We start from the raw sequence: 14,058 nt of genomic DNA on the forward strand, positions 1-14,058 counted from the left end.
GTCGCACAAGCCCCCGCCGCGATCAAGTGCCGGATCGGGCGGGGGCCTGGGGTCTGTCTGAGCATGTCGCGCAAAAGTGGGAACCGGTTTTGCGCTTCTCGGACATGCGGCAATTATGGTTTTCTTGGGGGCAGGCGCGGCCCGCCCCCGGTTGGCTGTCAGCGCTTCTCGCTCATCAATCCGCGCAGGATGCACCAGCACATGATCAGAAGCACGATGGTGAAGGGCAGGCCGGTCGAGATCACCATGGATTGCAGCGAGGCAAGACCACCCGCCGAGAGCAGCAGCACGATGGCCACGGCGCCCTCGAAGATGCACCAGAACACACGCTGCGGCACCGGCGCGTCGACCTTGCCGCCCGCCGTGATCGTGTCGATCACCAGCGACCCGGAGTCCGACGAGGTCACGAAGAACACGATCACCAGGATAATCCCGATGAACGAGGTGATCGAGGCCAGCGGCAGTTCTTCCAGCATCAGGAACAGCTGCAACGGCAGATCGGCGTCCTGGGCGGCGGTATAGCCATCCTGCACGACCTGCTGGATCGCCACGCCGCCAAAGACCGACATCCACAGCACGCTGACCAGCGACGGGATCAGCAGCACGCAGATCACGAATTCGCGCACCGTGCGGCCCCGGCTGACGCGGGCGATGAACATGCCGACGAAGGGGGACCAGGAGATCCACCAGGCCCAGTAGAACGAGGTCCAGCCCTGGCTGAAATTCACGTCCTCGCGCCCGACCGGATTGGACAGCGCGGTCAGGTTCTGGATATAGGACATGAGGTAATCGGCAAAGCCGGTCATGATGGCGACGGTCGGACCCGCGATCAGGGTGAAGGCGAGCAGCAGGAAGGCCAGCCCCATGTTGATCTCGGACAGGATCTTGACGCCGCCGTCGAGGCCGCGCACGACCGAGATCAGCGCGACCGCGGTGATGACGCTGATCAGGATCACCTCGGTCGTGTTGCCGATGGGAATGCCGAAGAGGTGGTTGAGACCGGCATTGGCCTGGGTCGCGCCGAAGCCGAGCGAGGTGGCGAGGCCGAAGAGGGTGGCAAAGACCGCCAGCGTGTCGATGACATGGCCCCACCAGCCCCAGACCCGGTCGCCCAGGATCGGGTAGAAGGCAGAGCGGATCGTCAGCGGCAGGCCCTTGTTGAAGGAGAACAGCGCCAGCGCCAGGGCCACCACGGCGTAGATCGCCCAGGGGTGCAGGCCCCAGTGGAAGATCGTCGCGGCCATCCCGAGGCGGATTGCGGCCTCCTGGTCGCCGGCGGCGGCGCCGAGCGGCGCCCAGTCGGTGCGCACGCCATCCTCGCCCACGGACACGCCGCCCAGGGAGGTGGAGAAATGGCTCATCGGTTCGGAGACGCCATAGAACATCAGGCCGATGCCCATACCGGCGGCAAACAGCATCGCGAACCAGCCGATATAGGAGTAATCCGGCGTCGCCTCGGCCCCGCCGAGCCGGACCGAACCCCAGGGGGTGACGACCAGGAACAGGCAGAACAGCACGAAGATATTGGCCGCGCCGAGGAAGAACCAGTCAAAGCCCTGCGTCACCTGGGCAAAGAGCCAGGAGAACACGTCGCCCGCCTGTTCCGGCAGGGCCAGCGTGTAGAAGACGAAGGCGACGATGGTGATGCCCGAGATCATGAAGACCGGGTTGTGGATGTCGAATCCGATCGGGCCGAGCGTCCCTTCCACGTTGTCCTGGCCGATGGTGTAATCGGTTTCGATTATCTCCGTCGCGCCTTCCGGGGCGGGTATGCCCTGGTTGTCGGGGTCATCTGTCATGTTTCTTGTCCTTTATCCTGTTGGCGGTGCAGTGACGTGTCTGCACCTTCGCGCGTCCCGTTTCGTTTCCTTCAGCGCGTATCGTCGCGCACGATCATCACCGAGCAATGCGCATGGGCGGCCAGCTTGCCGCCATGCGAGCCGAACTCGTACCAATGCGGGATATGCGAGCCCATGACGACCAGGTCGGCCCCGATCTCGTCCATGGCCTCGCAAAGCTGGTGGTCCATGTCGACGCTGGGATCGTGCGAAATGACGGTATGGGCATGGGTCGAGGCGATGCTGCGCGCCTCGGCCTCGGCGGCCGCGAAGCGGTTCAGCTTCTCGCGAAACTCCTCGGGGCTGTGCGCGATCTTGCTCGGCGCGGTGCCGGTCACGCTGACGTAATGCACCTCGGCCCCGTAGTGACCGGCGAGGTCGGCCCCGACCTGCAAGGCGCGTTCCAGCGCCTCAACATGGCCGAGATCGACCGGTATCATGATCTTTCTGAACACATCGCCCTCGCTCTATTGTCTCGTTTCACTTGACAATGCCGGACCACGCGGCGGGCCGTATGTCCCGACAGACCTGTTGAATGCCGGAAACGACATCCAGGAGGCTGGGGAAAGCCTAACTTGGGTGTGCCTTGAACGCAAACGGGTGGTGCGGAAGGGGCGATCGGGCGAGGTTTCTAATAGCCGAATCCGTCGATCCAGGGGGCCAGACGGTCCATCACCGGGGCAAGATGCGCCTCGTAACGGCGCCAGCGTCCGGTGGCGCTCTGGTAGAGCGGCTGGCTGACCTGGCGGTAGCTGGCGGTGCGCACCATGGGCCGCGTCGTTTCGTGAAAGCGGTCCATCGCGTCGGTCCAGTCCAGCCCGAGATGGGCCAGAATAGGCGTGATCGCGCCGCGCAGGTCCTGGGTCAAATCCTCGTAGCGCAGGGTGACGGTGTCGAGCTTCAGGGCCTCGGTGCTGGCGGTCCAGAGGGTCATGACACGGTCGTAGAGGATGGCGGCATCCTCAAGGTTGCGGAAGTTCTCCATCGCGTCATTTGGGGCGAAGTTCTGCATGAAACAGGACAGCACCACGTCGCAGGGATGGCGCAGCGAGAAGATGAATTTCGCCTGCGGAAAGCAGCGGGCGATGGCGGCGGCCTCGACCAGGTTGAGGGGCAGCTTGTCAAAACCGATGCGGGTGTCCAGCGGCGCGCCGAGGGCGGCCTCGAACGCGGCGAGGTAGGCGCGGGCGCGGCTGTCGGCCTCGGCATCGCTCAGTGCCGCGAGATCCTGGGCCAGGGTTTCAGGGCGCAGGCCGTCGGTCAGCAGGTTGATCAGCGGCTGTTCCTCGACCAGCGCCACGCGCGGATGGGTCAGCAAGATGGTCTCCAGAAGCGTCGTGCCCGAGCGCGGGAAGCCGACCATGAAGACGGGTTGGCGCGTGGTGCCGGTGCGGGTTGCGGGCGCGATCCGGTCGGCGGCGGCCAGGTGGTGTTCGACACGCGCCAGGTAGCGCGCGCCCGAGATGTCGCCGCGACCGGGGAAGGTCCCGGCAGCGTCGTTCATCGCGGTGAAGGCATCCATGGCGGCGTCGGGATCGTCCAGCGCATCCAGCGCGCGGGCGCGGGTGACGTGGAGGATCGCGGCCTCGCGCGGGGGCAGATCGGGGATGCGGGCGGCGGTGTCCAGCACGCCCTCGTGACGGTTCACGCGTCCCAGGTGGACAGCGCGATTCAACAGGATTTGCGGATCGTCGGGCAGGTGGGTTTCGGCCTGAGACAGGACCGCATCTAGGTCGTCCAGCCGGTTCTGCCGCTCCAGCATCTTGGCCAGCGCATCCCAGGCCTGCGGCGCGCGCGGGTCCAACTCGGTGGCGCGGCGCAGGTGGGTTTCGGCGGTGTCCGTGGCGTCGAGGTCGAGATGCGCGAGGCCGAGCGCGACATGGCACGCGGCACTGTCCGGGGCGACGTCGAGGGCAGCCTCGGAGGCGGCCAGCGCCTCGGCGGGCTGGCCGCGAGTGCGCAGGAGCGAGGACAGGCTGAGATAGGCGTCGGGGCTGGCGGGATCGGTGCGGATCGCGTGGTCGAGCACGCGGGCGGCCTGGGCGTGCTGGCCCGTCGCCGTCAGCGCGTTGCCGAGCGCGTTGGCGATGTCAGAGAGCAGAGGCTGGCGTTTGAGCAGGGGCTCCGCCCGGGCGAGGACGGTCCGGTGATCCCCGGCGCGAAAGGCGGTGAGGAGCGCTTGCCGCGCGGCCCGCTCCTGCGCCGAGAGGGCGGGATGGGGATGCGCGTCGGGGCCGAGCGAGGCCAGCAGCTTGCGCGCCGCCCGGTCGCGGGAGTTGTGGTAGAGATATTTGCGCAGGAGGGCGGCGGCCTCGCCCCGCCGACCGCCCGCGATCATCCCGCGCGCGGCGGTGAGGATCTGGGCGGGGGAGGGTGCGGGGGGCATTGCGGGGCCTTTGTTGGGGGCGGTGGGCAGGTAGGTCTGCCCACCTTGCCAGATCACACCAGCACGCCGCCTGCCGCGCCGATCACGCCCTGCGTTTCGGCCTCGCCCAGGAGCATCTCGTTATGGGCCTTGCCGGACGGGATCATCGGGAAGCAGTTTTCGTGCTTTTCGACCAGGCAGTCGAAGATCACTGGGCCGTCATAGGCCAGCATCTCCATGATCGCGTCATCCAGATCGGCGGGATCCTTGCACAAGATGCCTTTGGCCCCGAACGCCTCGGCCAGCTTGACGAAATCGGGCAGGCTTTCGGACCAGCTATGCGAGTAGCGCTCGCCGTGCAGCAATTCCTGCCATTGGCGCACCATGCCGAGCCGTTCGTTGTTCAAGATGAACTGCTTGACCGGCAGCCGGTATTGCGCCGCCGTGCCCATCTCCTGCATGTTCATCAGCCACGATGCCTCACCGGCGACATTGATGACCAGCGCATCCGGGTGCGCGATCTGCACGCCGATGGAGGCCGGGAAGCCGTAGCCCATCGTCCCCAATCCTCCGCTCGTCATCCAGCGGTTGGGATCGTTGAAGCCCAGATACTGCGCCGCCCACATCTGGTGCTGGCCCACTTCGGTGCAGATATAGCGGTCATGGTCCCTGGTCAGCGCCTCGAGCCGTTCCAGCGCGTATTGCGGTTTGATCGTGGTCTCGGAATTGGTGTAGTCGAGGCAGCGGACCTTGCGCCAGTCCTCGATCTGTCCCCACCAGCGCTGCACGGCCCCCGCATTGGTCTTGCGGCCGCGCGATTTCCACAGCCGCAGCACATCCTCCAGCACATGGGCGACATCGCCCACGATCGGGAAGTCGGCGTGGATCACCTTGTTGATCGAGGAGGGGTCGATGTCGATATGGGCCTTGCGGCTGCCGGGGCTGAAATCGGCGATGCGTCCGGTGATGCGGTCGTCGAAGCGGGCGCCGACATTGATCATCAGGTCGCAATCATGCATCGCCAGGTTGGCCTCGTAGAGCCCGTGCATCCCCAACATGCCGAGCCAGTTCTTGTCGCGCGCGGCATAGGCGCCCAGGCCCATCAGGGTCGAGGTGACCGGAAAACCAGTCGCATCGACCAGTTCGCGCAGCAGCTGGCTGGCGGCAGGGCCCGAGTTGATCACGCCGCCGCCGGTATAGAAGACGGGGCGCTCGGCGGTCTCGATGGCCTCGACCAGGGCGGTGATCATCTCGATATCGCCCTTGACGCGCGGGTGGTAATGGCTGGGGCTGGTCTTGGGCTTGCGGGTGTATTCGCCGGTGGCGAATTGCACGTCCTTGGGGATGTCGACCAGGACCGGGCCGGGGCGGCCCGCGGTGCAGATGTGGAACGCCTCGTGAATGGTCGCGGCCAGCGCGTCGGTCTCCTTCACCAGCCAGTTCATCTTGGTGCAGGGCCGGGTGATGCCGACGGTGTCGGCCTCCTGGAACGCGTCCGAGCCGATCATGAAGGTGGGCACCTGGCCGGTCAGCACGACGATGGGGATCGAATCCATCAGCGCATCGGTGATGCCGGTGACCGCGTTGGTGGCGCCGGGGCCCGAGGTGACGAGGACGACGCCCGGCTTGCCGGTGGCGCGCGCATAGCCCTCGGCGGCATGGACCGCGCCCTGTTCGTGGCGCACCAGGATGTGGCGGATCTCGTTTTGCTGGAAAATCTCGTCATAGATCGGAAGCACGGCGCCGCCGGGATAGCCGAATACAGTATCGACGCCCTGTTCCTTCAGGGCTTCGATCACCATCCTGGCGCCGGTCATCTCAGTCATCGCTCATGCTCCTTCAAGGCGGTCGGGCAGGGGGCCCGTGATGGGTGGGTCGCATAAAAAAGCCCCCGGCGGTCAGACGGGGGCGCATGGGGGACCGGAATGGTTGCCGTTACCGACCCATGCGCGTCTGTCCTACAAGTACGAGAATGCACGGCATTCCGGAGGCTCCTTCACTGCGAGTGCGGGGACAGTATGAGCCGATATCAGGGTCGTCAACCGGCAAAGCGCGGGGGGTGGGCGAAAAGTCTGAATAAAATGTCGCAGCGGGCAGGCGTTTTGAAATATTCGGTCGGAATTGGCGGGGCACGAGTCAGGATCGGTCGGAATCGGCGGGCTTGCGGCTTTTTGGGGGCTGCGGGACGTGCGCGAATCCGTGGCGCTGTGGCCTGCGACGAGGCTGCTGTGCATTCTTGCGACAGATCGCCTAATTCTTCAGCAAGTCGTGCGTGAGTAAGGTGTTTCTGCCCGGAACTGCGACGAATTGGTAAGATCATTTTACAATTTATTGCATTTCAGGACCGATTAGGGGATTGTGCGGATTCAGTGCTGCGCTAACCTGCGCTCACTTAAAATCAAAATAACCGCGACCGTCACGGTCGTGGACCCACGGGAGGAAATCTGATGGATCGTCGTTCTTTCTTGAGAACATCCGCACTCGGCGGCGCGGCGGCTGCCGGCACCACGCTCGCGGCACCCGCCTATGCGCAGGGGCGCGAGCAACTGACCATGTTCACCACCTGGCCGCGCGGACTGGCCGGTGTCTGGGATTCGGTCGAGCGCTTCGCCAATAACGTGGCCGACATCACCGACGGCACCCTGACAATCGACGCGCGCGATTCCGGCCAGACCGGCCTCGGCACCCAGGTCTTCGACCCGGTCGTGTCCGGCCAGGCCGACATGTATCACGGCGCGGACTATTATTTCGTCGGCCAGCACCCGGCCTGGGCGTTCTTCACCGCCGTGCCCTTCGGCATGACGGCGCCCGAGTTCATGACCTGGTATTATGGCGGCGACGGGCTGGCCAAGCACCACGAGCTGGGCGACATCTTCGGTGTCAAATCCTTCGTGGCGGGGCAGACCGCGGCGCAGGGCGGCGGCTGGTTCCGCAACCCGATCGAATCGGCGGAAGACCTCCAGGGCCTCCGCTTCCGCATGCCGGGCCTCGGTGGCCAGGCGCTGGCCGCGCTTGGCGCGTCGGTGCAGGTGCTTGCGGGCGGCGAGATCTACCAGGCGCTGTCTTCCGGCGCGCTGGACGGGACCGAGTGGATCGGTCCCTGGTCGGATGAGCGTCTGGGCCTGCAGGAGGTCTGCGACTACTACTACCCGGCAGGCTTCCACGAGCCCGGTGCCGCGCTGAGCGTCGGCGTGAACCTCGACCGTTTCAACGGTCTGTCGGCCCCCCACCAGCGCGCCATCGAGGTGGCCGCGGCGGAAGCGCATCAGCACAACTATTCGCTGTTCATCGCCAATAACGGCCCCGCGCTGCAACGCCTGATCGCGGGCGGCACCGAAGTGCGCGCGTTCTCGGACGATGTCTGGGATGCGTTCGGCCAGGCCAGCCAGGACGTGCTGGAAGGCTTCCGCGACGACGCGCTCTTCGCGTCGATCCACGACTCGATGCAGGCCTCGATGCAGGAGGCTTCGGGCTGGATGCAGCGCTCCGACTCGGCTTACACTGCACAGCGTAACCGCGTTCTGGGCATGTAACCCGGCCCTTCGGGGCATGAGAACAGGACGCCGCGCCACCCGTGACAGGTGGCGCGGCGTTTGCGGATCGAACCCGCAGGGGGAAGGGGCAATCTTCGGATGATGGAATTTCTGGGTGCCATTCTGGGCAGCATTTGGGGCGGTATCTCCGGGTTCTTCTGGACCGTCCTGAATATCGGCCAGGTGTTGAACTTCGCGGAGGCCGAGAACGTCTTCCGCTTCATCTATTACGGCGGCTCGTCCGAGTTGCTGGCCTTCGTGCTGACGGTGGCCGTCACCGTCTTCGTGATCGGTGTCTTCCGGCACAGCTTCCTCTGGGGCGTGGTGCGCGGGATCGAGGGCATCTCGAACTGGATCGGGCGCGCGGCGGCCTGGGCCGGGCTGATCATGGTGCTGCAACAGATCGCCATCATCTTCCTGCAGACGATTTTCCGCGTCTCCGATATCGGCATCGCCCCGTTCGGGGTCGGCGTGACGCTGCCGCTTGGCTGGTATGGCGACGGGCTCAAGCTTTACAACGCCCTCGTGGTGACGCTGTGTTGCAGCTATACCTTCGTGCAGAAGGGCCATGTCCGCGTCGACCTCTTCTATGCCGGCTGGAGCCATGGCAGAAAGCGCATTGCCGACATGATCGGCACCGTCTTCTTCATGCTGCCGGCGCTGTTCCTGATCTGGTTCTACGGCTGGTTCTACCTGTGGCGGCACATGATCACGCCGCCGGTCTCGACCACCGACGCGCTGGAGCGGATGATGGCGCGCGCCGTGGCCTTCCGCTGGGACATCCAGACCTTCGCCGCCAGCCCCTCGGGCTTCAACGGCTATTTCATCTACAAGATCCTGCTGGTCACCTTCGCGGCCCTGATGATCCTGCAGGCCATCGGGTTCTTCTACCGCTCGTTCCTGGAATACCGCGAAGGGCCGGAAGCGTCGGACAAGAACCTGGATCTCGACGTGCTTGAATCGCATCACGACGATGACGCGCCCGACACACATGCACATGCAGGGTAGGACCACCACATGATCTTTGGACTCGACGGCGTCGCAATCGCCCTGCTGATCGTCTTCCTGTGCCTCTTCGGGGCCATCATGACCGGCTTTCCGGTCGCCTTCGCCATCGCGGGCGCGGGCGCGATCTCGTTCGGGATCATCGCCGCGCTGGATAATTCCGGCCTGCTGATCCATTATGCCATCGACGACCGGTCGGCAGAATACGGCGCGCTGCTGGCCGACGGGATCAACCGGGACTCGATCTCCGTCTTCCGATACCCGGAGTTACCCAGATACGAGGAGGCGCTGTTCCCGCAAGGCTGGGAACAAGCGCTGAACCGCAACCTCAGCTTCATCGTCAACCGCATGGATGAGCGCGTGATCGCGGGCCAGTCCATCGAGACGCTGCTGGCGGTGCTGATGTTCGTGATGATGGGCATCACGCTGGAACGCTCGAAGATCGCCAATGACCTTCTGACCACCATGGCGCGGCTTTTCGGCCCGCTGCCAGGCGGCCTCGCGGTCTCCATCGTCATCGTGGGCGCGTTCCTGGCGGCCTCGACCGGGATCGTCGGCGCGACCGTGGTAACCATGGGCCTGCTGGCGCTGCCCACCATGCTGCGCAACAATTACAGCCCCGAACTTGCCACCGGCGTGATCGCGGCTTCCGGCACACTGGGCCAGATCATCCCGCCCTCGATCGTCATCGTCCTTCTGGGCACGCTGGCGGGCGACCTCTATGCGGCGGGGCAGGAGGCGCGGGCGCAGCTGGTCGGCTGCGGCGACGCGCTGACCTATCTGGGCGAGCCTGCGGTGCTGTCGGTCGGTACGCTGTTCCAGGCGGCGCTGTTGCCGGGGATCTTCCTGGCCTTCCTCTATGGCGCCTATGCGTTCGGCTTCGCGCTCTTCAACCCGTCCAAGGCACCGCCGGTTCATACCGATGCCGCGACCGGCGAGGTCGTGACCAGGGGCGAGGCGCTGACCTGGTATCTGGGCGTGCCCCTGGCGCTGATCATGGGCGTCGTGCTGGCGGGGCAGGCGGGGCTGATCGGTACGCAGAGCTTCACCGTCTCGGCCTATTCGCAATCGGGCGAAAGCGCCGATCTGCGCACCAATGTTTCCGACACCTGCCGCGCGGCGATGATCGACCTGCACGGCCAGGAAGCCTGGGATGCCTCGGTCGCGCAGCAGGACGATATCGACGCCTCGGGCGGCGGCGAGGAAAGCCGCGAACGCAACACCGAGGAGCTTGAGACCGCGCGCCTGGCCGCCTTGGGCCAGATCGCGCCGATCGGCTCGGGCGTGGCTGTGGTGTTCCTGCTGCTGGCGCTGGTCCTGACCACCGCGCGCGGCGTGATGCCCACCGGCGATCCGCTGCCGCTGATGGTGGGCGGCGCGGGCGTGGCGCTGGCCTTCGTGGTCGATGCGATGCTGATCGGACCCGAGACCGGACCGGGGGCGAGCTTCCTGATCCTCACGATCCCCTTCGCGCTGACCTTGGTGGGCGTGGTGGTCGCCTTCCAGCGGCTGGCCACGAACGAGCTTCTGCGCGTGGTCTTTCCACCGCTGGTCCTGATCGTGGCGGTCCTGGGCTCGATCCTGGGCGGCATCACCAACCCGACGCCGGCGGCCGCGCTTGGCGCGGGCGGGGCGATCATGCTGGCGGCCTATCGCAAACTGCAGGAGGAACACCGGTCCGGCAAGGTCATCTTGATCGCGTCGCTGGCCATCGTGGTGATGATCCTCTTCGGGATCAATTTCGACCTGCGCATCCAGCGCGAGGGCATCAGCTTTGCCGATTGGGTGGCCTATGTCATCACGCTGGCGGCCTATCACGTCGCGTTTTTCGGGCTGCTCTACGGCTGTTGGGTGCTGTTCCGCACCAATGTCCTGAGCCCGGTGGTGCGCGAGACCGCCAAGGTGACCTCGATGGTGTTCACCATCCTGATCGGCTCGCAATTGCTGAACCTGGTGGTGATCTCGTTCGGCGGCGAGGAATATATCCAGGACTTCCTGCGCAGCTTCGACCAGGAATGGGCGGTGTTCCTCTTGGTGATGCTGATCCTCTTCGTCCTGGGCTTCGTGCTCGATTTCCTCGAGATCATCTATATCGTGATCCCGATTGTCGGCCCGGTGATCTATGGCGGCGAGATGGATCCGAAATGGGTCACGATCATGATCGCGGTGAACCTGCAGACCAGCTTCCTGACGCCGCCCTTCGGCTTCGCGCTGTTCTACCTGCGCGGCGTGGCCCCGGCGAGTGTCACCACCGGCCATATCTATCGCGGGGTGCTTCCCTTCGTGCTGATCCAGGTCCTGGGGCTGGCGATCCTCTGGGCCTTCCCCGGCATCGTGACCATCGTGCCGGACCTGTTGCCGAACAACTGACGCGGACCAGGGACTGGTATCAAATTGAGCGGGCCCCCAAAGCGGGGGCCCGCGCTGCTTTCCGGCGCGTGTCTCAAAGCATTACGGGAAAGCGGCCCGGTCGCGCGGGGTTGGGGGATCAGTCGTCGGTGGCGCGGGTGTCGGGAAGGGACAGGCGCGCGACCTGTTCGGCGATGGGTTCGACCGACAGGGGATGCGTCTCGGACTCGAAGGCGTCGGGATCCTTGAGCGGTTGCCAGGCGCCGCCCAGATAGACCTCGAGCGCGGCATAGCCCGCCTTGTAACCCATCTTGGAACTGCCCGGCACCCAATAGCCGAGATAGACGTAAGGCAGCCCCGCCTCGCGCGCGATCTCGACATGATCGAGGATGACGTGAGAGCCGAGCGACCGCCGTCCGGCATCGGGGCGGAAGAAGGAATAGACCATCGAGAGCCCGTCATCGAGCACATCGGTCAGGCAGACCGCGGCCAGGCGGCCCGCATCGTCACCGTCGCGATACTCGACGACCCGGCTGCGCACCGGGGTTTCCTCGATCATCGCGGCGAACTCGAACACGTCCATATCGGCCATGCCGCCATCGGCGTGGCGGCTGTCGAGATAGTCGCGGAAGAGGGCGTATTGTTCCTCGGTCGCCCAGGGGGAGCGCGCCTCGCGGGTGAGGGACGCGTTGCGCTTGAGCGTGCGGCGCTGGCTTTTCGACGGCGCGAAATCGGCGACCCGGATACGCGCCGAGAGGCAGGCGTTGCAATCCGAGCAGGACGGCCGGTAAAGCACGTTCTGCGACCGGCGGAAGCCCTGTTTCGACAGCGAGTCGTTCAGCGTCGAGGCATGATCGCCCTGCAGCGCGGTAAACAGCTTCCGCTCGCGCCGACCCTCGAGATAAGGGCAGCTTTGCGGAGCCGTCACATAGAATTGCGGCGCAAGGGGCAGCGTGTGGCGCATTGAAACTCGTCTGGTCGTCCTGTCCGGAAATGAGCCTGCAACAGGATTCGGGCACGGGCAACCCATTTATCAAGGGGTTGCCCCGGTTCGCGGGGATCAGCCGGGGCGGTTGATCGCGGCGGTACCCAGGAAGAGGTCCGGCAGCGACTGGTGACGCTCGCCGAGCGCGATCATCGCCACCGACAGCGCCTGCGGCAGGAAGAAGCTGGCGCAAAGCAGGTAGGCGCCTGTATGCAGCATCGCCTCGGTCCCCGTCAGGCGCGCGCCGGTGGCGTTGCGAAGCTCGATGTTCATCAGCCGCATCCCCAGGGTGGCCGAGGCCGAGCCGATGGTGATCGCGCGGTAGACGAAGCTGGTGGCGACCCAGAAGAGCGGCCAGAGCCAGAAGGCCACGGTCAGGGTCAGGACGCCGATGATCAGCATCATGACGAGGATCAGGACGACATCGACCACCCAGGCCATCAGGCGCTTGGGCGGAATGCCGTCATAGAAGACGGATTGGCGGTCGGGATCGGGCAGGGCGGAACTCATGGGCGCATACATGGGGGGGGATGCCTCTGATTGCAATTGGGTTTGCCGGTGCAAGAGGGGGGCTTGCACCGGCCAAGGCCTGGGGGAGGAGGGGGGATCAGGCCTCGATGGTGTCGGCGTCTTCGGCCGCGTCACGGGCACGGTCGCGGCGGGCACGCCGATCGCGGTCTTCCATGAACTGGTCGAACTCGGCCTTGTCCTTGGCGTCGCGCAGGCGCTCCAGGAAGTCCTGGAAGGCGGTCTGTTCTTCCTCCAGGCGGCGCAGTGTGTCGGCCTTGTAGGCGTCGAACGCGGTGTTGCCGGAGCTGCGGAAGCTTTGGCCATGCGATTTGCTGCGGCGGGAACACCCGGATTTGAACATGTTTTTGCTCCAGATCATGTAGAAGAGAAGGGCCAGCCCCACGGGCCAGAACAAGATGAACCCAAGCACCATGGCGGCGATCCAGGCCCCTTTGCCCTTGTCGTCCAGCCAGGCCTCGGCCCGTGTGAGGTAGCCCTGGGCAGATGGGTCGGTGGTTGTGGCGGTCATTTTCAAAATCTCCCTCGATTTGCGATGTGAATGCCTTTCACATGACTGAAGATGGGGCATGTTAATCGGCTTAACAAGGGGTCGGGTGAAAAAATGTGAAGAGGGTTTACATTTTCGACGCGGACTCCGATGGCTTGCAATCCCCGACATCGGCGTCAGGCTGGAACCATGCGTGTAGCGGGACACCAAGTTTTTCAGGGAATGACAGGGATACTTGCAGCAGCGAAGTTTCGGGATTCGGTGCAACTCTCGTTAAATGGAAGCGATTGATCTAGCCATTTAACTGTCGGTTAATGGCGCGCTGAACACCAAAGTGTCAACTAGCCGCCGCTGAACCATCCGCGCGGCAGTGCTTGGCGTCGCGACTTGAGAACACGCTTCAGGGTCCAACCGACCTGAAGAATGGCAGTCAATCGTGCCGGATCGGCGGGCCTGTCTTCCTCATCAAAGTTCGCGCCGGTTGCCGCGCGATGGAGGTCTCGCCACTCTTTTTGCGCGGCTTTCAGAGAGGTGTTGTGACCAAAGAATAGCTGGTTCTGAAGGCCATTTATTGCATGAAGGCGCGCGCTTATGGTTGCCATGAGTTGTGCGCGGTCGTGTCCCATCTCTTGTGCCGGAACACCCCAGAACGCGACGCAATCATCCAACAAGAGCTCGAGAATGCCACACAACTGATCAAGCTGGTCGTCTCGGTCCTGCTCCTTCCGCAAGGATCGGCCAAACCACGTGCTAAGAAGCCTCGTGACAACTGGACCGAACACCGTGCCGAAAATTGCAGCAGAGAAGGCTTCCCAGCTCAGGATGCCCGCTCCCGCATGGCAGCTTCTTCGATGTACTGCCATGCCTCTAGCCGGTAAACCTCACTGTCTGGACCTGTCACGGTTTGATGCCGCTCCTTTGATAGCATTTACTGCAACAAAGGAGACTGACTATGGGACTGAAAC

The 14,058-nt window shown here is 64.6% G+C and carries 11 protein-coding genes; 3 read left to right on the top strand and 8 right to left on the bottom strand.

The genetic code is table 11. From position 1 onward, the window contains the following. Positions 1-158: 158 nt before the first annotated feature. The 4 genes from HNS34_RS18780 to HNS34_RS18795 all read right to left on the bottom strand — a co-directional run bounded on the left by HNS34_RS18780 (position 159) and on the right by HNS34_RS18795 (position 6,020). A complete protein-coding gene (locus HNS34_RS18780) occupies positions 159-1,799 on the bottom strand; it encodes a BCCT family transporter (protein WP_172321636.1) in 1,641 nt (546 codons plus the stop codon). A gap of 71 nt (positions 1,800-1,870) precedes the next feature. After that, positions 1,871-2,293 (bottom strand): universal stress protein, encoded by a 423-nt coding sequence (locus tag HNS34_RS18785; protein WP_172321637.1) that lies wholly within the window; start codon positions 2,291-2,293, stop codon positions 1,871-1,873. Between the two features lie 176 nt (positions 2,294-2,469). Further along, a complete protein-coding gene (locus HNS34_RS18790) occupies positions 2,470-4,224 on the bottom strand; it encodes a tetratricopeptide repeat-containing sulfotransferase family protein (RefSeq protein ID WP_172321638.1) in 1,755 nt (584 codons plus the stop codon). Positions 4,225-4,277: 53 nt separating this feature from the next. Next, a complete protein-coding gene (locus HNS34_RS18795; RefSeq protein ID WP_407925882.1) occupies positions 4,278-6,020 on the bottom strand; it encodes an acetolactate synthase 3 large subunit in 1,743 nt (580 codons plus the stop codon). Positions 6,021-6,650: 630 nt separating this feature from the next. Between HNS34_RS18795 and HNS34_RS18800 the strand changes: the two genes are divergently transcribed. The 3 genes from HNS34_RS18800 to HNS34_RS18810 all read left to right on the top strand — a co-directional run bounded on the left by HNS34_RS18800 (position 6,651) and on the right by HNS34_RS18810 (position 11,111). Further along, complete coding sequence (locus HNS34_RS18800; RefSeq protein ID WP_172321640.1) at positions 6,651-7,736, top strand: TRAP transporter substrate-binding protein; 1,086 nt, start codon at positions 6,651-6,653, stop codon at positions 7,734-7,736. Positions 7,737-7,835: 99 nt separating this feature from the next. Beyond that, entirely contained in the window at positions 7,836-8,744 is a 909-nt protein-coding gene (locus HNS34_RS18805) for a TRAP transporter small permease subunit (protein ID WP_172321641.1), read from the top strand. Between the two features lie 9 nt (positions 8,745-8,753). Next, on the top strand, positions 8,754-11,111 hold the full coding sequence (locus HNS34_RS18810; protein ID WP_172321642.1) for a TRAP transporter large permease: 2,358 nt from the start codon (positions 8,754-8,756) through the stop codon (positions 11,109-11,111). A 118-nt stretch (positions 11,112-11,229) separates the two neighbouring features. On the opposite strand, the gene HNS34_RS18815 is transcribed toward HNS34_RS18810, so the two are convergent. The 4 genes from HNS34_RS18815 to HNS34_RS18830 all read right to left on the bottom strand — a co-directional run bounded on the left by HNS34_RS18815 (position 11,230) and on the right by HNS34_RS18830 (position 13,956). Beyond that, positions 11,230-12,054 carry an arginyltransferase gene (locus tag HNS34_RS18815; protein ID WP_172321643.1) on the bottom strand — a complete coding sequence of 275 codons (825 nt, stop codon included), beginning with the start codon at positions 12,052-12,054 and terminating at the stop codon, positions 11,230-11,232. A 96-nt stretch (positions 12,055-12,150) separates the two neighbouring features. Beyond that, a complete protein-coding gene (locus tag HNS34_RS18820; protein WP_235952806.1) occupies positions 12,151-12,585 on the bottom strand; it encodes an RDD family protein in 435 nt (144 codons plus the stop codon). Between the two features lie 97 nt (positions 12,586-12,682). After that, complete coding sequence (locus tag HNS34_RS18825; RefSeq protein ID WP_172321645.1) at positions 12,683-13,114, bottom strand: DUF2852 domain-containing protein; 432 nt, start codon at positions 13,112-13,114, stop codon at positions 12,683-12,685. A 320-nt stretch (positions 13,115-13,434) separates the two neighbouring features. After that, entirely contained in the window at positions 13,435-13,956 is a 522-nt protein-coding gene (locus HNS34_RS18830; protein WP_172321646.1) for a hypothetical protein, read from the bottom strand. Positions 13,957-14,058 lie beyond the last annotated feature (102 nt).

The organism is Alterinioella nitratireducens (genome assembly GCF_013155465.1).
Taxonomy (GTDB): domain Bacteria; phylum Pseudomonadota; class Alphaproteobacteria; order Rhodobacterales; family Rhodobacteraceae; genus Alterinioella; species Alterinioella nitratireducens.

Excerpts from the sequence above, each read along its gene's own strand:
- HNS34_RS18805 (WP_172321641.1), top strand. The coding sequence starts at position 7,836 with ATGATGGAATTTCTGGGTGCCATTCTGGGCAGCATTTGGGGCGGTATC.
- HNS34_RS18795 (WP_407925882.1), bottom strand. The coding sequence starts at position 6,020 with ATGACCGGCGCCAGGATGGTGATCGAAGCCCTGAAGGAACAGGGCGTC.
- HNS34_RS18820 (WP_235952806.1), bottom strand. The coding sequence starts at position 12,585 with ATGAGTTCCGCCCTGCCCGATCCCGACCGCCAATCCGTCTTCTATGAC.
- HNS34_RS18830 (WP_172321646.1), bottom strand. The coding sequence starts at position 13,956 with ATGGCAGTACATCGAAGAAGCTGCCATGCGGGAGCGGGCATCCTGAGC.
- HNS34_RS18815 (WP_172321643.1), bottom strand. The coding sequence starts at position 12,054 with ATGCGCCACACGCTGCCCCTTGCGCCGCAATTCTATGTGACGGCTCCG.
- HNS34_RS18825 (WP_172321645.1), bottom strand. The coding sequence starts at position 13,114 with ATGACCGCCACAACCACCGACCCATCTGCCCAGGGCTACCTCACACGG.
- HNS34_RS18780 (WP_172321636.1), bottom strand. The coding sequence starts at position 1,799 with ATGACAGATGACCCCGACAACCAGGGCATACCCGCCCCGGAAGGCGCG.
- HNS34_RS18790 (WP_172321638.1), bottom strand. The coding sequence starts at position 4,224 with ATGCCCCCCGCACCCTCCCCCGCCCAGATCCTCACCGCCGCGCGCGGG.
- HNS34_RS18810 (WP_172321642.1), top strand. The coding sequence starts at position 8,754 with ATGATCTTTGGACTCGACGGCGTCGCAATCGCCCTGCTGATCGTCTTC.
- HNS34_RS18800 (WP_172321640.1), top strand. The coding sequence starts at position 6,651 with ATGGATCGTCGTTCTTTCTTGAGAACATCCGCACTCGGCGGCGCGGCG.